This is a genomic window from Streptomyces nojiriensis (genome assembly GCF_017639205.1).
In the GTDB taxonomy this organism is placed as follows: domain Bacteria; phylum Actinomycetota; class Actinomycetes; order Streptomycetales; family Streptomycetaceae; genus Streptomyces; species Streptomyces nojiriensis.
In genome coordinates this window covers 8,089,831-8,111,131 of record NZ_CP071139.1, presented here as the reverse complement: position 1 = coordinate 8,111,131, position 21,301 = coordinate 8,089,831, and the positions used below count along the sequence as shown (strand labels likewise).

The window sequence follows — 21,301 nt, the reverse complement described above, 5'->3', positions numbered from 1 at the left end:
CCCGATCCCCCAGGCCGGCCCCTGACCTGCATCGTCTTTCACTTCGAGATCGAACTGTCCACCATCCGGTCAGTGTCTTGCCGGGAAGGCCGCTCCGAGCGAGTATTCCTATCACTCCGATAGGAAAGGTGGGGATAGCGGCCTCTCCCCCGCGCCCCGTCCCACACGTTCAGCAACCGGCCGACGCCGCCCGACAATGTTCCGGAGCAGTCGACATGACGACCGCCATCCCCCATGGCACCGCTGTCCACCCGGCTCGCGCGCCACGCAGCGGCGCCCGGGCCTGTCGGTGACGCCGGTGCCGACGACGCCGAGCACCGCCGACCACCGCTCCGTCGACGCACGGCGCCGCGCGCTCCTGCGTACCGCCCGCGATGTGGCGGACGACCTCGCGGCGGACGCCATCGTCCGCGATCAGGCGGGTAAACCGCCGACCGACGAGACGGCCCGCCTCCGCGAAGCCGGCCTGCCCGCGGCCCTCACCCCGCCGGGGCCGGGCCGCGGGACGGACTGGCGTACCGCATGCACCGTCATCCGGGAGATCGCCGCGGCGGACAGCTCCGTCGGCGACGTACTCGCCCGCCACTACGTCCACACCTGGAGCGGACGCTTCTACGCGGGTCAGCAGCACGCGAGCATCCTCGAAGAGGAGTCGGTGCGCGAGCAGTGGCTGTGGACCGGCGCGGTCCGCGCTCCGTGGCCCGACGAGGACACCGACGGAGCGGACCTCACGCTGAGGCGGCACAGCACCGGCCATCTGCTGAGCGGGCGCCGGTCCGTGCACACGGCGGTGGCCACGGCCGACCAGATCGTGCTCGACGCCGTCAGCGCCGCGAACGGCGACGTCCTGGTCGTGCGGATCCCACCCGGTGCACGGGGCCTGACCGTCGAGCCGGCCCACGACCGCCTGGGGCAGCGCGTCGCCGGCGCGGGCGAGGTCGTCCTCGACCGGGTCGCCATCACCCCCGAGCAGGTGCTGGGCCGCCGGCCGCACGACGAGGAGTCGACGGCACCCTTCACCGCGCTCGCGGAGCCGGCGCTCCGGCTCGCCCTGTGCCACGTCGGCCTCGGCATCGCCGAGGGCGCCCTCACCGAGGCGCGCGACCTCAGCAGGGGCGGCCGCGCACACCGGCTGCCCGGTGAGGACCCGGACCTCTTCCTCACCTACGGGGAACTCGCCTCCGCCGCCCAGACGGCCACCGCCGTGGTCGACCGGGCCACGGACATGCTGGCGCAGGCCCTCGACCTGGGGCCGCGCCTCGATGCGGAGGGAGCCGCGGGCGCCGCCGCCCTGGTCGCCACGGCCGAGGCCGTGACGTCGAAGGCCGCCCTGCGCATCACCGCCCGGGTGCTGGAGCTCGCCGACGCGCCCGGCCTGGACCGGTTCTGGCGCAACGCCAGGGTCCTGACGGCCCACCGCCCCGTCGCGCACCGCCTGCGCTCCATCGGCGAGCACTATCTCAACGGCTCCCACCGCGCGGTGCCGGCCTTCCGCTGACGCACGGCACGGCTCAGGTCGCGGACCCGCGACGGACACCGGCCCCGGCCATGCCGGATAATGTCCGCATGCGGATCTCAGCCAGGGCGGACTATGCGGTACGTGCCGCGCTGCAGCTTGCCGCGTCACAGGATGACGGGCCGGTGAAGGCCGAGGCCATCGCCGACGCCCAGGACATCCCGCACAAGTTCCTCGAGGGCATCCTGAACGACATGCGCCGAGGCGGTCTCGTGCTCAGCCAGCGAGGCGGCAACGGCGGCTACCGGCTGGCCAAGCCCGCCGGGTCCATCAGCATCGCGGATGTGATCCGCATCGTGGACGGACCGCTCGTCTCGGTGCGCGGGGTACGCCCGCCGGACCTGTCCTACACCGGCCCCGCCCAGGCGCTGCTCCCCCTGTGGATCGCGCTGCGGGCCAATGTGCGCGAGATCCTCGACGGCGTGACGCTCGCCGACGTCGCGTCGTCCGACCTGCCCGCCGACGTATCGGCACTGGCCGACACGCCCGGGGCCTGGACCAATCCCTGACCCCCACCCCCTAGGCCGTCTCTTCCGGATCTTGCCGGCCCCGCCCTACCTGCACTTTCTCGCATTTTGAGATTCCGACGTCCACCATTCGGTCACCCCCTTGGGGCGGGTCTCCGCCTCTGCCAATATGCCTACCAACCAGGTGGGAAAACTAGGAATCCGGGGAGGTCGCCGTGCGAACACTGCATCACGCAGGCCGGATGCTGCCCCTGACCTCCCGTCGGCACATCGACCTGGTCCGTACGTCCAGCGCCATCTGTCAGCCCGGCTGACACACTTCGCCGGGCTCGGCCCCCTGCCCAGGTCACCCCTGGGCGTTGCCCCAGCCCGCTCTCACCCGGCCGGGTGGTCCCCTCGGCCGGCCTCACCGGCCACGCGCGTTCGAGCGCGGGCGTCCGATGTCCGCTCCCCCGCCTGCCACCGCGACCCCGCCGCCGACGGCCGGGAGTGACTTCCGTGTGCGCCGACGGCTTCTCGCCGCCCGTCTCCGTCCCCGTACCTCCCTGAACACCATCCCGTGAAAGGACACCCCCGTGTCTGCCGCAAGACCGCTCACCGCCCTGCGTGCCATCGCCGTCACTGCGACCCTTCCGCTCCTGCTCACCGCCTGCGGCTACGGCTCCGAGGCGAAGAAGGAGGACGACAAGGCCGCCAACACCGCGGCCGATGCGGGCAAGAAGCTCTCCGCCTCCGAGGTCCGGATCGGGTACTTCCCGAACCTGACGCACGCCACCGCGCTGGTCGGCCTCCAGGAAGGCCTGATCGAGAAGGAACTGAACGGCACCAAGATCAAGCCGCAGTCCTTCAACGCCGGCCCGTCCGAGATCGAAGCCCTCAACGGCGGCTCCCTCGACATCGGCTTCATCGGCCCCTCGCCGTCCATCAACGGCTACGTCAAGTCCAAGGGCTCCAACCTGCGGATCATCTCCGGATCCGCCTCCGGCGGCGTCAAGCTCGTCGTCAACCCGGACAAGATCAAAACCCTCGACGACCTCAAGGGCAAGAAGATCGCCACCCCCCAGAAGGGGAACACCCAGGACGTCGCCTTCCTCAACTGGATCTCCGAGAAGGGCTGGAAGGTCGACCCCGAATCCGGCAAGGGCGACGTCTCCGTCGTCCGCACCGACAACAAGGTCACCCCCGACGCCTTCAAGCAGGGCTCCATCGACGGCGCCTGGGTCCCCGAACCCACCGCCTCCAAGCTCGTCTCCGACGGCGGCTCCGTCCTCCTCGACGAGACCAGCCTGTGGCCCGACAAGAAGTTCGTGATCACGAACATCATCGTGTCGCAGAAGTTCCTCAAGGAGCACCCCGACGTCGTCGAGGCCGTGCTGCGCGGCACCGTCAAGACCAACGAGTGGATCCACGCCAACCAGGACAAGGCCAAGGCCTCCGCCAACGCCCGCCTCGAGGCCGAAGGCGGCAAGCCGCTCGACGCCAAGGTCATCGACCCCGCCTGGCCCGGCATCGCCATCACCGACGACCCGCTGGCCGCCACCCTCAAGACCCAGTCCGAATGGGCGGTCAAGGCCAAGCTCATCGAGGAACCCGACCTCACCGGCATCTACGACCTCACGCTCCTCAACAAGGTGCTCAAGGCCGCCGGCAAGCCCGAGGTCTCCGACGCCGGCCTCGGCGCCAAGTAACCCCGCAACCCAGGAGCCTGGTTTGCGGTCCCGACGAGCCGTCCGCGGGGTCCGTCCGGATCCCCGGAGGCCGTCCGGACTTCCCCCGGCCGGGGGAAGTCCGTAGTGGCGCAAAGCCCGGCGGGGGGACGTCTGCTCGACAGCGTGGTCAGGAATCGGAGCGGAACGCCCCGTGGACGCGCAGGTCGCCGTTGATCGCCACCTTCCCGTCGTTCGTGTGCATGATCCAGGCGCCACCGTTACGGACCGACAGGTGCGCGCCGGCGTTCACCTTCCCCTGCAGGCGCGACTCACCTTGAACGCGCAGCATGCCGACGGTGGTGAGGTCTCCGGTGACGGTGACCGTGCGGTCGGCCTTCACCTCGCCCTCGGCATCCAGGCGGCCGTGGACGATCAGCCGTGGCGGGCCGTCCTGCGTCTCCAGCACGTTGTCGACGGTCAGCCCGCCCTGCAGGGTGAGACGTTCCCTGACCTGGGCCCGGTGGGTGACCACGTCGTTCAGGTCCGCCTTGTCGGCCGCGACGGTCCCCCACTGGCGGCTCCCGGCGCCCTGGAACACGTTCATCCCGGAGGCAGGGAACTCGATCCATCCGTCGGCGGCCGTGCGGCCCTGCACCCACTTGGTGTTGATGCCGTTCAGGTCCGCCAGGTCAGCGGCGACGGTTCCCCAGTCCTGCTTTCCGTCCTTGCGGACGTTCACTCCCGACTGCGGGAACTCCACCCATCCCTTGCCCGAGTCCCGGTCCCCCACCCACTGGGTGTTGATGCCGTGCACGCCGATCTTGTCGGCCGTGACGGTTCCCAAGTCGTCTCCACCGCCGCGCCCGACCCTGATCCCGTCGGACGGGAACCGGATCCACCCGGCGTCGCTCTCGCGCCCCCGGACCCACGCCGCCGTCACGGTGTCGACGTCGGCCCTGGCGGCGGAGAGGGTCCCGAGGCCGTCGGCGGCGTCGCGGATCTGGGCCCCCTGCGCGGTGAAGACGATCCGGCCCCGGTCCGTCGTGCCCTCGACCCAGGGGCTGTGGATACCGGTCGTCGCGGTGACGCCCTCGAACTCGGGGCTGCGCAGGTGGACGGTCGTGGTGAGGAAGTACCCGGGCTGCTGCCCGCCCGGGGAGGTGGCGATCAGGGTGTACGTGGCGTCCCGCTTCGGGTCCTGGCCCGCCGTCGGCGACCACTGCCAGCCGGTCGTGCCCTGCCTCGGCGCAACCGCCTCCGAGGTGCCTTCCGGACCCTGGATCCGGTAGGTGAGGGTGTCGGGTCCGTCCCACTGCAGGACGACGTCCTGGCCGCCGGCCACCAGGGACCGCTTCGCACGGAAGTTGCGCGGCACCTTCGGCAGCTGCTTCAGGAGGCTCAAGGTCACCGGGTTCTTCTGCACCCTGGCGCCGTTCGCCGCCCTCTCCGTCACGCGCAGCAGCACCAGTCCCGATGCGCTGGAGACGGGGAAGCCGTCCAGGACCAGGGCCATGGAACCGGCCTCCTGGAACAGCGTGTTCGGCCGGGCGGTCACGGTGAGGACGCCCGTGCTGTCGTCCCAGGCGACGATCGGCTCCTCCCCGTTCTTCGTCGCCGTGTTCCGCTCGACCCGCGCGGTGATCGTCTTCGGATGTGCCGTCAGATCACCGTCCGCCTGGCCGCAGGGCACTCGTATCTCGATGGAGTACCAGATCACCTCGTCCATGGTCGGATTGGAGACGATGACGTAGACCGATCCCTGGCGTTCCTCGCCCGCGACCGGCACCTGGAGCGGAGCCGGATCGGTGAGTACTTCGTAGTGCAGAGAAGCCATCGCTGAAGACCCCCTGTTTGCGCTGTCCGACGCTCGCCCCGACGGGCGCAGCCCCTCCAGCACAGCACTTACCGGACAACCCGACAGCCGGATCCGCCCGAACCGGCGCGAAACAGATGCGCACTGGCCGAATCGGGAATCTCCCACTTTCCGCAGGCGCGTCCAACGCCGCGCTTCAGTCCTTCCCGAGCGTGGCCGCATGGTCGGGAACGGCGTTCTGAAGCTCTTTGGACGGGCGCTGGTAACCCGTCGACGGGGGACGGGGCGGCAGGGTGAGCGACGGCAGCGCCACATCCGCGTAGGGAAGCGAGGACAGCAGGTGGGCGATCATGTTGAGTCTCGCGCTGCGCTTGTCGTCGCTCTCCACCACGTACCACGGGGAGTCCACCGTGTCCGTGTGGACGAGCATCTCGTCCTTGGCCCGGGAGTACGCCTCCCAGCGGGTGAGGGACTCCAGGTCCATCGGGGAGAGCTTCCACCGCCGCAGCGGGTCCTGCGTGCGGCGACGGAAGCGCTCCTCCTGCACCGCGTCGCTGACGGAGAACCAGTACTTGCGGAGCAGGACCCCGTCTTCCACGAGCATGTGCTCGAACACCGGGCACTGGCGCAGGAAGAGCCGGTGCTGCGCAGGCGTGCAGAAGCCCATGACGTGCTCGACCCCGGCCCGGTTGTACCAGCTGCGGTCGAACAGGACGATCTCGCCGGCGGCGGGCAGGTGCTCCACGTAGCGCTGGAAGTACCACTGGGTGCGCTCCCGCTCCGTCGGCTTCGGCAGGGCCGCGATGCGTGCCACGCGGGGGTTGAGGTGTTCCGCGACCCGCTTGATCGTGCCTCCCTTGCCCGCCGCGTCGCGCCCTTCGAAGACGACGACGAGACGGGCACCTTCCGCACGCACCCACTCCTGGAGTTTGATCAGTTCCGTCTGGAGCCGCAGCAGCTCGTCCTCGTAGACCGCCTTCTTCAGACCCATGGCATCTCCTCCCCGTCGTCGTCCGGCGTTTCGATCAAGTCAGTCACAGTGGACATCCCTGCGCAACGACGCCCATCGAGCCCGGGCGTGTCGATACGCTGACCGTGGATCGGGCAACCGAGCGAGCCACCGGAGGGGAAAGCGCGTGGGTGTGGGGAATCCGTTGACCCGGGTACCGAGGATGCGGCTGGACGAGCTGCTGGACGAGCTCCAAGTGCGGATCGACGCCGTGCGCGGCACCCGCGACCGGGTGCACAGCCTCCTGGAGGCCGTCGTGTCGGTGGGGCGGGAGCTGGACCTCGCCCAGGTGCTCCGGCGGATCGTGGAGGCGGCCGCGCTGCTCGTCGACGCCGAGTACGGCGCCCTGGGGGTGATCGGACCCGACGGCCGCACGCTCGCCCAGTTCCTGACGGTGGGACTCACGCACGAACAGATCACCGGGATCGGCCCCCTGCCGGCCGGCCACGGTCTGCTCGGGGAGGTCATCCACCACCCGGAGCCCCTGCGCCTCACCGATCTCGGCGCGCACTCCTCGTCCTACGGCTTCCCGGCCCATCACCCGCCCATGCGTACCTTCCTCGGCGTGCCGATCCGGGTCCGCGACGAGGTGTTCGGCAACCTCTACCTGACCGACAAGCGGGGCGGGCTCGACTTCGACACCGAGGACGAGACCGTGATCTCCACCCTCTCGGTGGCCGCGGGCGTGGCGATCGACAACGCGCGGCTCTACGAGGACTCGCAGCGCCAGCAGCGCTGGCTGAAGGCCAATGCGGAGATCACCGAGAGCCTGCTGTCCGGCAGTTCGCGCCCGGCGGTGCTGGAGCTCATCGCCCGCCGCGCACAGGAGATCACCGCGGCCCGCCTCGCGGACATCGCCATGCCCGTGGCCGGCATCGACGGCTTGGTCGTGGAGTTGGCGGCCGGTTCGGACGCGAGCGCGCGGCAGGGCCTCGTCGTACCCTTCGCCGGCACGCTCTCGGGGGCGGCGCACCAGGCCGGCAAGCCCGTCACGGCCGTGCTGCCCTCGGCCGACGGACGCTACCCGGCCGAGGCCCAGGTGCAGGGCGTACCGGGGCCCGCCGTGGCCGTCCCGTTGGGCACCGCGGGGGGCGAGAGCCGGGGCGTGCTGCTGCTCGCGCGCGCGGCGGGGGAACCGGCGTTCGGCGAGGGCGAGCTGGAGCCCCTCGTCGCCTTCGCGGGTCAGGCCGCTCTCGCCCTGGAACTGGCGGAGCGGCGCCGGGACGCCGAGCAGATAGCCCTGCTGGAGGAACGCGACCGGATCGCCCGTGACCTGCACGACCTGGCCATCCAGCGGCTCTTCGCCACCGGCATGACCCTGCAGAGCGCCGCCCGGCTCGTCGAGCACGAGGGAGCCGCCGAACGGGTCGGCCGGGCGGTCGACGACCTGGACGAAACAATCAAGATCATCCGGTCGACGATCTTCGGACTCCGCACCAAGGACCGCGAGAGCGACCCCGGTCTGCGCGCACGCGCCGCCCGGGCCGTCGGCGACGCGGCCACCACCCTCCGTCTCCCGCCGCGCCTGAGCATGGAGGGCCTGCTCGACACCGACGTGACACCGCAGCTGGCCGACCACGTCATGGCCGTACTGGGTGAACTCCTCAGCAACGCCGCCCGCCACGCGCAGGCCACCCGGGTCGGCGTGACCCTCAAGGCCGGCCAGGGCGAGATCATGCTGACCGTGTCGGACGACGGGAAGGGCCTGCCGGCCCAGGGGCGCAGGAGCGGCCTGCGCAACCTCGACGAGCGGGCGCGGAGCCTGGGCGGGTCCTTCACCCACGAGATTCCCGACGAGGGGGGCACCAGGCTCGTCTGGCGGGCGCCCCTCCACACCGGGAGCTGAGGACCGGAGCGGACCGGAGCGGACCGGGGCCGACCGGGGCCGGTCCGCTGTCAGCCCCGGACCGCCGACACCAGCCGCGTCGGGTCCGCCTCCAGCCGGAATCCGGTGACGAGGTCGGGGTGGATCCGCAGGGCGCTGGTCATCGGGCGGGCCACCCAGGGGCGTAGCAGGTGCGCGTACCGGTCCACCTCGTCGGTGTCGACCACCACCCTCGCGTAGCCGGTGACGACAACGCTCCAGCCGAGGTGCGTGACGGGGTCGATGTCGTCCGCTTCGTAGGCCACCACCACGCCGGGGGCGTCGGCGGGTGCCGCCAGGGAGGCCAGCGCCCCGCCGTCGTGGATCCGGACGATGACGTCCTCGCCCTCGACGAGGTGGTTGACCGGCCGGACGGCGGGCAGGGCGTGCTGCGTGAAGACGATGCGTCCCAGTGACACCGTCGACAGCAGTCGCAGGGCGTCGGCCCTGTCCAGCTCCCGCATGTGCCGGGCGGCGGTCATGTCACCGGTCCGACCGCCGGGGCGCCGTAAGGCTTCCTGATCCATGGTGTGCCCTTCACAAGACGACGAGCTGCAGGTCGCGGTCGGCAGCGAGCACCCGCATGGACTTCACCACCAGGGGCGGCACGTCACACAGGAGGAGCCGCGTTCCCTCCGCGCGGCAGCGGCGATGCAGCCGGACGAAGAGGTCGATGCCCGCGCTGTCGCAGAAGGAGAGGCCGCACAGGTCCAGGACGAGGTTGCGGTGGCCGGATCGGGCGAACTCGCCGAGGCGCGGCGCCACTTGCCCGGCCGTGTAGAAGTCGAGCTCTCCGGCGAGGGCGATTCTCAGGCCGTGGTCGTCCCGGCCCACGGTCTTCAGGTCGATCAAGGCGGTCGCCATGGTGTCCTCCGCGCTGCGTGCGGCTCCGTCGAGTCGCGCCGTTCCCCGTGCGCCCTCAGTTCATCCGGTGCCGCGTGCGCCGGGAAGGCCCGGCAGGTCCTGCGGACAGGGCCGAAGGTCCCTTCTTCCGGAAGCTCCGACCGTCCTTGCCGCGCACGGCACTTGGCCGATGGGGGCCGATCGGCCCTGTCCGTCCGGCCGTACGGGAGGCAGGATGCCGGTGTTCGTGCGTCAAGGACGGACCCAGGCGAAGGAGTTGCGTCATGACCGGCAGCGGTGTCCCCTCTGTCCCCTCCCCCGCGGCGGAGCCCATCAGTGTCTTCCTGCTCGACGACCACGAAGTCGTACGCCGGGGGGTGCACGACCTGCTGGACGCCGAGCCCGACCTGACCGTGGTCGGTGAAGCGGGTACGGCGGAACAGGCGTTGGTCCGCATCCCCGCCCTGCGCCCCCGGGTCGCGATCCTGGACGTACGGCTCCAGGACGGCGACGGGGTGAGCGTGTGCCGGGAGTTGCGCTCGCGGATGCCCGAACTGGCCTGCCTGATGCTCACGTCGTTCGACGACGAGGAGGCGCTGCTGGACGCCGTGATGGCGGGGGCCTCGGGCTACGTGCTCAAGCAGATCACCGGCACCGACCTCGTGACCGCCGTCCGGACGGTGGCCGCCGGCCAGTCGATGCTCGACCCCGGGGCCACCACGCGGCTGATGGCCCGCATGCGCGGCGACGTACCCAAGGAGGAGCGGGCCCCGGGGCTTCCCGGCTTCACGGACCGGGAGAAGGAGATCCTCCTCATGGTCAGCGAGGGTCTCACCAACCGGGAGATAGGCCAGCGGCTGTACCTCGCGGAGAAGACCGTCAAGAACATCATCTCGCGGCTCTTCGTCAAGCTCGGCGTGGAACGGCGCGTCCAGGCCGCGGTGATCGCCAGTCACGCGCTGACCCCGCCCGGCCGGCACCCGGCCCCGGCCGCCGAGTAGGAGCCGTCCGCGGGAAGAGCCGGGCACGCCGTACGATCGCGTGCCCGGCTTCGCCGTCCGCCCGCCGCCGGCCCTCCGTCCGCCCGGTGGTCAGTGGTGCGGGACGACGGCGACGGGGCAGGCCGCGTGGTGCAGCACGGCATGGGCCACCGACCCGATCCGCGTACCCACCGCCGACTCGCGGACCCGGCGGCCGACGACGACCAGCCGGGCGTCCGAGGCTTCGGACAACAGCACGTGGCCGGCGCTGCCCCGCTCCACGTGCGCGACGACCTCCACCTCCGGGAACCTCGGCCGCCACGGCTCCAGTGCCTGGTCCAGCGCGGCCTCCTCGAACGGCTCCAGACCGGCGAACTGCTCGGCGATCCACATCGAGCCGGGGCTGTACCCGTAGACCGGGGGCAGGCTCCAGGCCCGGACCACGCGGAGCGGGACCTTGCGCGCCGCGGCCGCCTCGAAGGCGAAGCGCAGTACCTCGGCGGACTCCTCCACGCCGCCCTGCTGCCCGACGACGACCGGGCCCTCGGCGCCCCCGTACACCGGCTCGCCGTCCCGGGCCCGGACGGAGACGACGGGGCACTCGGCGGAGGCGATCAGCTGCTGCCCGCAGGAGCCCAGCAGGAAGCCCGCCAGCGCGCCGTGCCCGCGGGTGCCGAGCACCAGCATCTCCGCTTCCTTGGCGGCGCGCAGCAGAGCCGGCACGGGAACGTCCGGCACCACTTCCGCGGAGAGCGAGAGCCGCGGGTGCCGACGCGTGAGCTGGGCCTCCGTCTCCTCCAGGATCTCCCGGGCCCGGCGGGCCTCGGTGCCTCGGTCCTGGACGACCGGGACGGCGAGCGGCTGCCACAGCCAGGCGTGGACCACGTGCACGTGCATGTCGCGGCGCACGGCTTCCCGCGCGGCCCAGTCGGCAGCGGCCCGGCTCTCGGCTGAACCGTCCACTCCGACGACGAGGGTGCTCTTCACAGGTCTGTCCTCCGTACTGATGCGCGGGGCATCGGGTTCGCCGGCAGGGGTGGGTGGCGCCGGCCGGGGAGGACCGGGCGCCACCGGGACCCACTCTCCCGGGGCCCGGCAGGTGCGGATAAGGGCCGACCGTCCCTCCCCGAGGGCCGGTCCTCCCCTGTCGGCCGTGCCCTGGCGGGGCGCAGGGTGTCGGCATCGGCTCAGTCGACGAACGTCCCGGACCCTCGCACGCAGGAGCGGACATGACCGCGTTGACCGCGTATTCGATCTCGGAACTGGACGCCCACTGGCGCGCCGCCAACTACCTGGCTGTCGGCCAGATCTACCTCATGGGCAACCCGCTGCTGGCCGAACCGCTTCGGCCGGAGCACATCAAGCCGCGGCTGCTGGGCCACTGGGGCACCTCGCCCGGCCTGAACCTGGTGCACACCCATCTCAACCGCGTCATCAGGGAACGCTCGCTGGAAGCCCTGTGCGTCTGGGGCCCGGGCCATGGCGGACCCGCCGTCCTCGCCAACTCCTGGCTGGAGGGGACGTACAGCGAGACCTGGCCGGACGTGGGCCGCGACGCCGGCGGCATGGCCAAGCTCTTCCGGCAGTTCTCCTTCCCCGGCGGCGTGCCGAGCCACGTGGCGCCGGAGACCCCCGGTTCCGTCCACGAGGGCGGGGAGCTGGGATACGCCCTCTCCCACGCCTACGGAGCCGCCTTCGACCACCCCGGCCTGCTGGTCGCCTGCGTCATCGGCGACGGCGAGGCCGAGACCGGCCCGCTCGCCGCTTCCTGGCATTCGAACAAGTTCCTCGACCCGGTCCACGACGGCGCGGTCCTGCCGATCCTGCACCTGAACGGCTACAAGATCGCCAATCCGACCGTGCTGTCACGGATCCCCGAGGCCGAGCTCGACGCGCTGCTGCGCGGCTACGGGCACGACCCGCTGTACGTGACCGGCAACGACCCCGCCCAGGTGCACCACGCCATGGCCCGCGCGCTGGACCACGCCGTGGACCGCATCGCCGTGATCCAGCAGGAGGCACGGGCGGCGGGCACCGACCCGGGACGGGGGTACGCGCGCTGGCCGGTGATCGTCCTGCGTACGCCCAAGGGCTGGACCGGCCCGGTGTCCGTCGACGGCGACCCGGTCGAGGGCACGTGGCGGGCCCACCAGGTCCCGCTCGCCGGGGTACGCGAGAACCCGGCACACCTGCGGCAACTGGAGGACTGGCTGCGCTCGTACCGGCCGCAGGAGCTCTTCGACGCCGACGGCCACCCGACGGCGCGGGTCCTGGCCTGTGTCCCGGAAGGCGAGCGCCGCTTGGGCGCCGTGCCGTACGCGAACGGAGGCCGCCTGCTGCGGCCGCTCCCCCTGCCCGCGCTCGAGGCGCATGCCGTCCCCGTCGCCGAACCGGGCAGCACCCTCCACGAACCGACCCGCGTCCTCGGCCGCTTCCTCACGCAGATCATGCGGGACACGGCCGGGCGCCGGGACTTCAGGGTCGTCGGTCCGGACGAGACCGCCTCCAACCGGCTGGACGACCTGTACGGAGCCACCGGCAAGGCCTGGCAGGGCAGCACGGAGGCCACGGACCGGAACCTGTCCCGCGACGGCCGGGTCATGGAGATCCTTTCCGAACACGTCTGCCAGGGCTGGCTGGAGGGCTACCTCCTCACCGGCCGCCACGGCCTCTTCTCCACCTACGAGGCCTTCGCCCACATCGTCGACTCGATGGTCGGCCAGCACATCAAGTGGCTGAAGACCTCGCGCGAACTGTCCTGGCGCGCGCCGATCGCCTCCCTCAACTACCTGCTCACCTCCCACGTCTGGCGCCAGGACAACAACGGCTTCTCCCACCAGGACCCCGGCTTCGTCGACCACGTCCTCAACAAGAGCCCCGAGGTCGTACGGGTCTACCTGCCGCCGGACGCCAACACCCTGCTCGCCGTGGCCGACCACGCCCTGCGCAGCCGCGACCAGGTCAATGTGATCGTCGCCGGCAAACAGCCCTGCTTCGACTGGCTGCCCATCGACGAGGCCCGCACCCACGTGACGCGCGGCGCCGGCATCTGGGAGTGGGCGGGCACCGACCACGGCTCCCGCGAACCGGACGTCGTCCTCGCCTGCGCCGGCGACGTACCCACCATGGAGGTGCTGGCCGCAGCGGCCCTGCTCCGCGAACACCTCCCCTCGCTGGCCGTCCGCGTCGTCAACGTCGTCGACATCGCCCGGCTGATGCCCCACGAGGAACACCCCCACGGCATGACGAACCCCGAGTACGACGCCCTCTTCACCACCGACCGGCCGGTGGTCTTCGCCTACCACGGCTACCCGTGGCTCATCCACCGCCTCGCCTACCGCCGGACCGGCCACCCCCACCTGCACGTCCGCGGCTACAAGGAGTCCGGCACCACGACCACCCCCTTCGACATGGTCGTGCGCAACGACATGGACCGCTTCCGGCTCGTCATGGACGTCATCGACCGCGTACCCGGCCTCGCGACCCGCGCCGAAGGGCTGCGCCAGGCCATGGCCGACCGGCGCATCCACCACCACGACCGGATCCGCGAACACGGCACCGACCTGCCGGACGTCGCGGGCTGGTCCTGGCCGTACTGATCAGCACGGGGCCGGTGCTGCACGGTCCGGGGCGTCGGCACCCGGATGGGGTACCTACGCCGGGCCGGGCCGGCTGGCTGGCTGGCTGGCTCACCGTGGACCGACCGCGGCGAGAAATTGACGCAGCAACCACTCCGGAGCGCCCCCCTGTTCGGCTGAGCGGCACCCTGGCCCCTGTGCCCATACTGAAATGAGGGGAGGAATCCTGACATCTGAGCATGAAGAGTGCCGCCGAGGAGGCGAGCCGATATGACAGTGGGGCAGTTGTCACAAGTCGACAAGGGTTTCCTGGAGCAGATGGAGGATGCCGGTCGGCGCTACGCAGGCCGTACCGGAGAGCGTGAAGGCCATCGGGAGGCGCTCGAGCAGCACGGCATCCTCTACGCCGACACCCGGGAACGGGTCAGCAGCAGGCTGAACCGCCTGGGCGTCGACTGGGCTATGGCCGCGGCGATCGAGCGGACACCGGCGACCGCCACGACCGGTACCAGCCTGGATCTGGACCGCGAGCTGGTCAGTACCGACCTGTTGACGCTTGAACGGTTCATGGGCCGCAACGATCTCATCGGAATCGACTACCTCGAAGGCGGCTACCTCGCCGCCCGCTCGGTCGGCCGAATAACCGTCCGGAATCCCGGGTCGTCCCACCAGGGAACGGGTTTCCTGGTGTCCCCCTCATTGCTGATGACGAACAACCACGTGCTGGGCTCCGCCGAGGAGGCGGCCGCCGGAGTTGTCGAGTTCAACTTCCAGGCGGGCCTGGACGGGCTGCCGCTCGTTCCGGTCGTCTTCCAGCTCGATCCGCAGAGCTTCTTCGTCACCCACCGTGACCTCGATTTCACCGTGGTCGCGGTATCCGCCCGCTCCCGGGACGGTCAGCCGCTGGCGTCCTTCGGGAGACTGCCGCTCAAGGAAGCCCGGGGCAAGGCCGTCATCGGGGAACTGGTCAACATCATCCAGCACCCCAACGGCGAGCCCAAGCAACTCGCCCTCCGGGACAACCAGATCGTGGACGTGCTGGACGACTACCTGCACTACTCGGCCGACACGGCGCACGGCTCCTCGGGCGCTCCGGTGCTCAACGACCAGTGGGAGGTCGTGGCACTGCACCACGCGGGCGCTCCCCGAAAGGACCGCGACGGCAACGTACTGGCCGTCGACGGAACGCCCTGGCAACCGAGCATGGGTGAGCACCGGGTGGACTGGAAGGCCAATGAGGGCGTGCGGGTCAGCCGCGTCCTCGGCGCGATCCAGCAGGTCCCCCTGTCCGGCGCCGCCGCAGCGCTCCGCGCGGAACTGTTCGCGGTCGGCTCGTCCCTGCACCCCGTGGAAGTCACTCCCCCGACGGTCCTGACGGACCGGACGAACGGCACCGCGCCGCAGAGCGCAACGATCGACGGGGACGGTGGGCAGCACGCCACGCCGGGATCGGTCCGCTGGAGCGTCCCCCTGCACATCAGCGTCAGCCTCGACGCCAACGCGCCGCAGCCCCCGGCCCCGTCACCTGCCGCGGGACCGGCGCAGCGTGCGACCACCCCCTCGTACGTGGGGTTGCCGGCCGGAATCGGAAGCATCGACGGTCAGTCGCCCGCCGAGCGGGACCTGGCAGCCGCCATGGTCAACCTCGCGGCCTTCAGCTCCCGTCCCTACTTCGACGAGGCCGCGGACCGGGTGGCACGCGACGCCTACTACGCGGGCATTCACGTCGGCAATCCCACGAGCCTGCGCCTCGCGCTCACGGAGCATCTGGAGTCCACGCACGAGCGCCGGCCGGCGTACAAGCCGATGCGTCTGCTCTACCCGTTTGTGGACCTGCACCCCGACGAGAAGCTCCGCAGCATCTACTCGGGCCAGGACTTCACTCCGCAGGAACTCATCGAGGCCGACGCGGCGGTGGAGGCCGCCCGGATCGGACGCTGGCAGGAGTTCATGCTCCACGAGAGTGCGCCCGGCCCGGAGGCCGTCGAAGCCCAGCTCGACCTCCTGGAGGCGTCGCTGCCCTTCAACTGCGAACACGTCGTACCCCAGTCCTGGTTCGCCAAGAAGGAGCCCATGCGCGGGGACCTGCACCATCTCTTCGCCTGCGAGCCCCCGTGCAACAGCTTCCGCGGGAACATCCCCTACTTCGACTTCCCGGACTTCAACGAGGTCGTCATGGAGGGCTGCGGGCGCCGGGAGCCGGGCAAGTTCGAGCCCTCGAACGGCAAGGGGCCGGTCGCCAGGGCGACGCTCTACTTCCTGCTCCGTTATCCCGGCGAGATCGGCGACGAGGCGCGCGAACTCCAGCGGACCGGCCTCGAGCTGCTGCTGAACTGGCACAAGGACCATCCGGTGGATCTCTACGAGCAGCACCGCAACGCTGCGATAGCCGAGATGCAGGGCAACCGCAATCCGCTGATAGACCACCCGGAGTGGGCCGAGGAGATCGACTTCGCAGGTGCCTGGCCCTGAGCCGAGGACCCCGCCCGCCCACCTGTCCATCCGCCTGTCCATCCCTCGTGCCGGCCACTCCAGGAGTGGCCGGCACGAGGGATGGACAGGCGCGTTGCTAATCCTGGGATCCGGGCGGGGGCATGGCCACGCCGCCCTGGCAACCGTTGAAGGACGCGTTGGTGGCGACGGCGTCGAAGCCCATGGCGAATCGCGCGAACGCCTCCCAGGCTCCGGTGCGGACGGCCGCGTACTCGGCGCTGGTCAGCGATCCGCCCTCCATCGCCCTCAGGGCACGCAGGATCGCGTCGCGGGCGCCGAGGAACGACGGGTTGCGCGGGGTGAGCTTCATGCCGTCCACAACGGCCTGCCAGGTCACCCGGTACCCCCGTTCCTTGCTGTCGAGCGCGGCGGAGGTCTTGCGGATCAGTTCCATGAGCGTGGCGCACCAGATCTCGCCGACGTTGTGGACCTCCCGGTAGTTCAGGTCCGGATTGCCGGGGACCTGGCCCCTTCCTAGGCCGATGTGCGCGAACGTGCCGGGGTACTGGCTGTCGTAAGGCCGGTTCCGGATGCCGCCGGGGTCGTTGACCACCCAGTTCCCGAGGACCGTACGCTCCTGGGCTCGCGAGAAGTTGACGATGCTGAGCGCGAAGAAGTCGCCCCAGCCCTCACCCATCGACCCCGACTGCTGTTCCCGCAGACCGTTCGCGTCCGCCAGGCCGCCGACGAGGCGGTTGCTCACCCCGTGGCAGAACTCGTGGAAGACGACGTCGGCGTCGAGCGCGGTGTGCCGGTTCGTCCCCTCGACCAGGCCCATGTTCATCTCGGCGGCCAGGCCGTCGGCCCGGGTGCCCATGGTCGCCGTGCCGTCTATCTCGACCGGAATCGCGAAGGCGTTGACCGGGTCCGCGCCCTTGCCGCGCCCCGTGACGTTCACCTTCTGGAAGTTGCCGAACTCCTCCGTGAAGCCGAGCATCATGAAGAAGTCGTGCATGTAGTTGCAGAAGTAGAAGATGCTGGTGACCAGCTGCTCGGGACTGTTCGCCAACGGGTTGAAGACGGTGATGCCGTCGCCCGGACCGACCTGGACCTCGAACGGCAGACGGTTCCCCCCGAGCGCGCGCACGTTGTTTCCCTCGGTCGCCACGCTCCCGTTGGTCGGGCTGGTCCAGGCACCCGGGAAACCCTCGGGCAGTCCTGCGGGCACCAGCGTCGGATAGTCGGCCAGCGGCGGCGGGAAGGTGACCTGGACGAGGGCTCCCTCGTTCGGGTTGTGTTTGAAGACGGTACCGGCGACCACGTGGTTGGTCGCGTCGTAGAAGTAGAGGATCTCCGGGGCCTCGGCGTCGACGCCTTGCCCGGCAGCCTCGACGAAGGCATGGTATTGGACGACCAGGTTCTTCCTCGAGAAGGTGAAGAACCAGGCCAATCGTGCCTCCTTGCCCATGTAGAGGTACACGAGCCGGGCCGGGACGGCTTCCTCGAACGGGCCGTTGGAGAAGGTCATCGGCTGGTTGTTCCCGGGTTGGGCCGACAGGCGCCGGAAGCCCTGGGATACGTCGAGGGCCGGGAGCTCGTCCGTCCCGAACGGCGTTTCGAGCGTGACCGCCTCGGCGGCCTTCGCCGCCGCCACGGCCAGGGCGGTCTCCGGGGAGACCACGGGCGTGACCGGGAGGTCGGCCGAGAGGCTCGCCGTGTCGCCGACGACCCGCTCGACAGTGCCGTCGTCCAGCAGCCACACCTTGGGCGACATGCCCCACACCTCGATGCCGTTGAGCATCTGCTGAAGGCTCACGCTGCGCATGCCCGTACTGGTCGCCGTCACCGAAGGGTCGGCCTGGAACTCCGCCGGCTCGTCGGCCGCGAACCCGATCGCCCCGGAGACGGATTCGACGTACTCCTTGGCCCGGTTGATGTAGAAGCTGTCGGGTGCGTCCTCCGGTACGGCCGAGTGCCGGCTTTCGAAGGCCGGGGCGCCGTCGGCGCGCAGCTCACCCAGGTGCCCGGTGAACCGGTTCACCTTGTCGGAATCGACGACTTCCCGCGCGGTGTCGGCGAGGAAGCCGTCGGACCCGGCGACCTCTTCGAAACGGTCGTAGGTCATGTCCCGTTTGTCGATCAACGTAGTCATGCTCACCACCTGCTTCCCGCTGTCGAGTTCTCAAAGTCCTGCGAGCGTGGTGCTCTGCGGAGCCGGTCGAGCGTGAGGCCTGTCGACACCGCCGGGCCCCCGCGTGGATCTCCCTCGTGCGTTCGCCGTTCCGGCGGCCCGCGATCACGTTCGTCCGGAAGACGCCGACGATGCTGTCCCCGGCGGAGGCGGCCGCGCGCGGCGCACGGCGACGAGCGGTTCGGCACCCGGCACAGTGATGCCGTTGCACACCGGCGCAAAGGAATCCGCTGCTTCGATGAGGCGCGCACGGGGGCGGTAGCTCGACGAGCCGTCGTCCTCGAACGTCACGTTGGCGAGCGTTGCCCCGACATCGAAGAACAGCACGGACATCTCGGAGCCTTCCGAGAGATCTTCGGTCTGATCCGCACCCCGAGCCCCGGGCCGGACCGCCCCAGCCGTGTCTCGTCCGCGCGTCGGCATCGGGCTGCATCGGCCGCAGGCGTCACTCAGGCTTCCGGTACTCCAATTCTCGCGGGGGCGGCGCGATATCGCATCCGGAGCACGCCCGGTCCGCCGGTCCTCGTCCGTGCCGGTCGGGTTCGCCGAGGGGCCGAAGGCAGAGCGGACCGCGCCGCTGCCCGGGAGCGTCACGAGACGCTGAAGCACGCGCTGCGCAAGCCGGAGAAAGCGTGGGAAGACCTCGCCTCGGAACAGCGGGCGGCCCTGCAACTGCTCTCTGCGGATGCCAAGGAGACCTACCAGCATGCCGTCGGGGCAACGGCGGCAGTGCAGCTCACCATCCACGCATTGTGGCGGATGAGCCGCACGCCCCTGGGCCTTCTCGCCTTCATCGCATTCGTGGCGACTACCACGATGGCCACCTACGGAATCGTCCGGGGGCGTCCGGGGCTGTGGCTCGGGGCGCTCGTTCCGGGTCTCTTCGGCCTCCTGTTCGTGGCAAGCGGGTGGCTTTCGCGCCTGCGTTCCTACCTCGACCGGACGAACGCGACATGGGAGAGGGCCATGCAGATCCTCGCCCGGCAGGCCGTCCAACGGGAGTCCGCAGCCGAGGTCGCCGAGCGACCGGTTCGCCTCCGGGGACTACCTCGGCAGGCTCGGGGTGATGACGCAGATCCGCAAGGACTTCGAGAACATGGGGCAGCTGCTCGCCGCCCCCTCGGGCGAGCAGCCGAAGAGTTCCGACCGGCGGCACGGTCGAGCAGCCGGGCCTGGTCGACCCGGACGACAAGGAGCTGTGGGAGAAGATCTTCCAGGTGGTCCTGGCCCTGCCGCCCCTGGACCCCGACGGTTACCGGAGCGTGCCGCACACCCTCGTCAGCCCCGCCGGCGACCGGCCGTACCGGTCCCCGGGACAGGACGGACGACTGCTGACGCAGACGGTGCGGTCCCGAGCCCGGGCTCGAAACAGGCGGATCGGGCCGATTCTCCGGCCGGGGCCGGGAGAGCGGACATCGACACGGACATGTTCGGCGTCATCCTGCCCGAGGCGCCTGTCGTCGAGCGCGTCGATCCGCTCGTCCTCGAAGCCGACGAACTGGCTCTCCTGGAGCTGCTCGGCCCGCCCTTGCCGGTGTCCACCCCGCGCGCGGTCAAACGCCTGGCGAACAGCTACGGCCTGCTCACCGCGATCCGCCACGATCACCCTCCCCGCCACTTCCTGGGCGGAGTTCCGCACCTCCCTCAGGCCACAGCGGAACCCGAAGGACAACCGCTGGTCCAGCATCGCCGACCCGAACATGACTGCTGTCCAGGCCCAGGAGTGGCAGGCCCTGCTCGACGCACTGGAGACGATCGGTGCGAGTGCGGCCAAGCATCACCTGCCCCTGCCCGCACCGCTCTCCGCCTGGGGTGAACGGGTCGTCCCCGTGGGACGGCTGTCCTTCCCCACGAGCCGCGTCGTCAACGGTCTCGCCCGACACCGCCCCTTCACCGACGACTCCGAGCCGCAGGGGGCAGCCGTGATGAGGTCTGCACGGCGATCAAGGCGGTCCTCCGTGTGGAACATCTCAACGCGCTGGGCCCAGCCGCGCAGGCCGCGGCGGTCGTGACGACGTAACAGCACGGGGGGGGCGGCCGAGGTGGACTCGATGCCCGTCAGCAGCGTGCGCGTCTCAGCCAGGCGCTGTGCTACCGACGGGCGGCGGCTCCAGACGGCGATGCGCCCGGCAACTGTGCGCAGGGTGTCCCCGCCGTCGGTAAGCCCGGGAGGCGTGTGGGGAACCTCAGCTCCCGCCGAGGGCCCGGCCGGCGCCGGGGCGGCGAAAGGGGTGGTCTCCGGAACCGACGGAACCGGGTAACGTCTTTGTCATGTTCTTCCAGAGGCCGATCTACGAGTGAGGGCGTGATGGGCCTGCTGACGTCCTTCGACGTCGCCGCACCCACCCCCACCGATGAATCCGTAGATCACTTCACATCACCACCGGGAGAACCCGTGACCGACAGCAAGAACATCAACAACCCCGTGGGCCAGGGTGGCGGCCAGCGCAAGAAGCTGTCCCGCGCCGAACGGCAGAACAACGGTCCGCACCGCAACCTCGACCGCCAGGGTGCGGCCGACCGGAAGGCGGAGCTGGTGCGCAAGATGCGCGAGAAGGCACGCGCAGCCGAGGGCCCCGGCCAAGCGGGCGACGACACCGCACAGAGCTGACGCACCGCCGCCGCAGGGCCCACCCCTACGGACGGACTGTCCCGTCGCCTGATCCCGGACGAGCTCCACACGGCATCAGGCGTCCGATAGCAGGATGCCCTCGCTCGCCCGGCGCCCCCGGCCACGGAATCCGTGCGCCTCGCAGCGGACGGCCAACGCGAGGTTATGGACCGGGGTTCCGTCGATGGTTCCGGTGGACGAACGTGCCGGTGGGCGGCCGGGCCGGATCCGCGCCTGGAGAGCGACACCGCGGAAGTTCATGTGGACCGTGTGGACGGACGGGTCGTGCCAGGGGGCCTGGTCCGGGCACGGTCGACCGTCTACCGGGGAGGGCCGTGATGAACGTA

17 protein-coding genes are annotated in these 21,301 nt (G+C 70.6%); 10 read left to right on the top strand and 7 right to left on the bottom strand.

The features are described from left to right. The first annotated feature begins 298 nt into the window (after positions 1-298). The 4 genes from JYK04_RS36685 (at position 299) to JYK04_RS36675 (ending at position 3,671) form a co-directional block, all read left to right on the top strand. Positions 299-1,498, top strand: coding sequence for an acyl-CoA dehydrogenase family protein (locus JYK04_RS36685; protein WP_189745411.1), 1,200 nt, complete (start codon positions 299-301; stop codon positions 1,496-1,498). Between the two features lie 68 nt (positions 1,499-1,566). Continuing rightward, positions 1,567-2,025, top strand: coding sequence for an RrF2 family transcriptional regulator (locus tag JYK04_RS36680; RefSeq protein WP_189745413.1), 459 nt, complete (start codon positions 1,567-1,569; stop codon positions 2,023-2,025). 200 nt (positions 2,026-2,225) lie between these two features. Further along, complete coding sequence (locus JYK04_RS42480; RefSeq protein WP_351157054.1) at positions 2,226-2,297, top strand: putative leader peptide; 72 nt, start codon at positions 2,226-2,228, stop codon at positions 2,295-2,297. 261 nt (positions 2,298-2,558) lie between these two features. Then, the gene (locus JYK04_RS36675) at positions 2,559-3,671 is read left to right on the top strand and encodes an ABC transporter substrate-binding protein (protein WP_202185953.1); all 1,113 of its coding nucleotides are present in this window, start codon (positions 2,559-2,561) and stop codon (positions 3,669-3,671) included. A 148-nt stretch (positions 3,672-3,819) separates the two neighbouring features. Here JYK04_RS36675 and JYK04_RS36670 read toward each other — a convergent pair whose 3' ends face one another. Both JYK04_RS36670 and ppk2 read right to left on the bottom strand, forming a co-directional pair. After that, positions 3,820-5,466 carry a hypothetical protein gene (locus tag JYK04_RS36670; RefSeq protein WP_189747546.1) on the bottom strand — a complete coding sequence of 549 codons (1,647 nt, stop codon included), beginning with the start codon at positions 5,464-5,466 and terminating at the stop codon, positions 3,820-3,822. A gap of 175 nt (positions 5,467-5,641) precedes the next feature. Continuing rightward, positions 5,642-6,436 carry a polyphosphate kinase 2 gene (gene ppk2 / locus JYK04_RS36665; RefSeq protein WP_189747548.1) on the bottom strand — a complete coding sequence of 265 codons (795 nt, stop codon included), beginning with the start codon at positions 6,434-6,436 and terminating at the stop codon, positions 5,642-5,644. A 181-nt stretch (positions 6,437-6,617) separates the two neighbouring features. Between ppk2 and JYK04_RS36660 the strand changes: the two genes are divergently transcribed. Beyond that, positions 6,618-8,300 (top strand): sensor histidine kinase, encoded by a 1,683-nt coding sequence (locus JYK04_RS36660; RefSeq protein WP_189747550.1) that lies wholly within the window; start codon positions 6,618-6,620, stop codon positions 8,298-8,300. 50 nt (positions 8,301-8,350) lie between these two features. Here JYK04_RS36660 and JYK04_RS36655 read toward each other — a convergent pair whose 3' ends face one another. Beyond that, positions 8,351-8,845 (bottom strand): pyridoxamine 5'-phosphate oxidase family protein, encoded by a 495-nt coding sequence (locus tag JYK04_RS36655; protein WP_189747552.1) that lies wholly within the window; start codon positions 8,843-8,845, stop codon positions 8,351-8,353. Positions 8,846-8,855: 10 nt separating this feature from the next. Further along, complete coding sequence (locus JYK04_RS36650; RefSeq protein ID WP_189747554.1) at positions 8,856-9,182, bottom strand: STAS domain-containing protein; 327 nt, start codon at positions 9,180-9,182, stop codon at positions 8,856-8,858. Between the two features lie 263 nt (positions 9,183-9,445). On the opposite strand from JYK04_RS36650, the gene JYK04_RS36645 reads away from it, so the two are divergent. Further along, positions 9,446-10,162: a response regulator gene (locus JYK04_RS36645; RefSeq protein ID WP_189747557.1), complete on the top strand. Its 717-nt coding sequence runs from the start codon at positions 9,446-9,448 to the stop codon at positions 10,160-10,162. Between the two features lie 90 nt (positions 10,163-10,252). On the opposite strand, the gene JYK04_RS36640 is transcribed toward JYK04_RS36645, so the two are convergent. Beyond that, entirely contained in the window at positions 10,253-11,128 is an 876-nt protein-coding gene (locus tag JYK04_RS36640) for a universal stress protein (protein ID WP_189747559.1), read from the bottom strand. Between the two features lie 194 nt (positions 11,129-11,322). Between JYK04_RS36640 and JYK04_RS36635 the strand changes: the two genes are divergently transcribed. Together JYK04_RS36635 and JYK04_RS36630 are read left to right on the top strand one after the other, a co-directional pair. After that, positions 11,323-13,740, top strand: coding sequence for a phosphoketolase family protein (locus JYK04_RS36635; protein ID WP_268254187.1), 2,418 nt, complete (start codon positions 11,323-11,325; stop codon positions 13,738-13,740). A gap of 249 nt (positions 13,741-13,989) precedes the next feature. Further along, positions 13,990-16,191 carry an endonuclease gene (locus JYK04_RS36630; RefSeq protein ID WP_189747563.1) on the top strand — a complete coding sequence of 734 codons (2,202 nt, stop codon included), beginning with the start codon at positions 13,990-13,992 and terminating at the stop codon, positions 16,189-16,191. A gap of 97 nt (positions 16,192-16,288) precedes the next feature. On the opposite strand, the gene JYK04_RS36625 is transcribed toward JYK04_RS36630, so the two are convergent. Together JYK04_RS36625 and JYK04_RS36620 are read right to left on the bottom strand one after the other, a co-directional pair. Then, entirely contained in the window at positions 16,289-18,304 is a 2,016-nt protein-coding gene (locus JYK04_RS36625) for a M36 family metallopeptidase (protein WP_189747565.1), read from the bottom strand. 144 nt (positions 18,305-18,448) lie between these two features. Next, positions 18,449-18,676, bottom strand: a complete 228-nt coding sequence (locus JYK04_RS36620; RefSeq protein WP_189747567.1) for a hypothetical protein — start codon at positions 18,674-18,676, stop codon at positions 18,449-18,451. A 1,367-nt stretch (positions 18,677-20,043) separates the two neighbouring features. On the opposite strand from JYK04_RS36620, the gene JYK04_RS36615 reads away from it, so the two are divergent. Together JYK04_RS36615 and JYK04_RS36610 are read left to right on the top strand one after the other, a co-directional pair. Then, positions 20,044-20,355 (top strand): hypothetical protein, encoded by a 312-nt coding sequence (locus JYK04_RS36615; protein WP_189747569.1) that lies wholly within the window; start codon positions 20,044-20,046, stop codon positions 20,353-20,355. A gap of 383 nt (positions 20,356-20,738) precedes the next feature. Further along, complete coding sequence (locus tag JYK04_RS36610; protein WP_189747570.1) at positions 20,739-20,954, top strand: DUF6243 family protein; 216 nt, start codon at positions 20,739-20,741, stop codon at positions 20,952-20,954. Positions 20,955-21,301 lie beyond the last annotated feature (347 nt).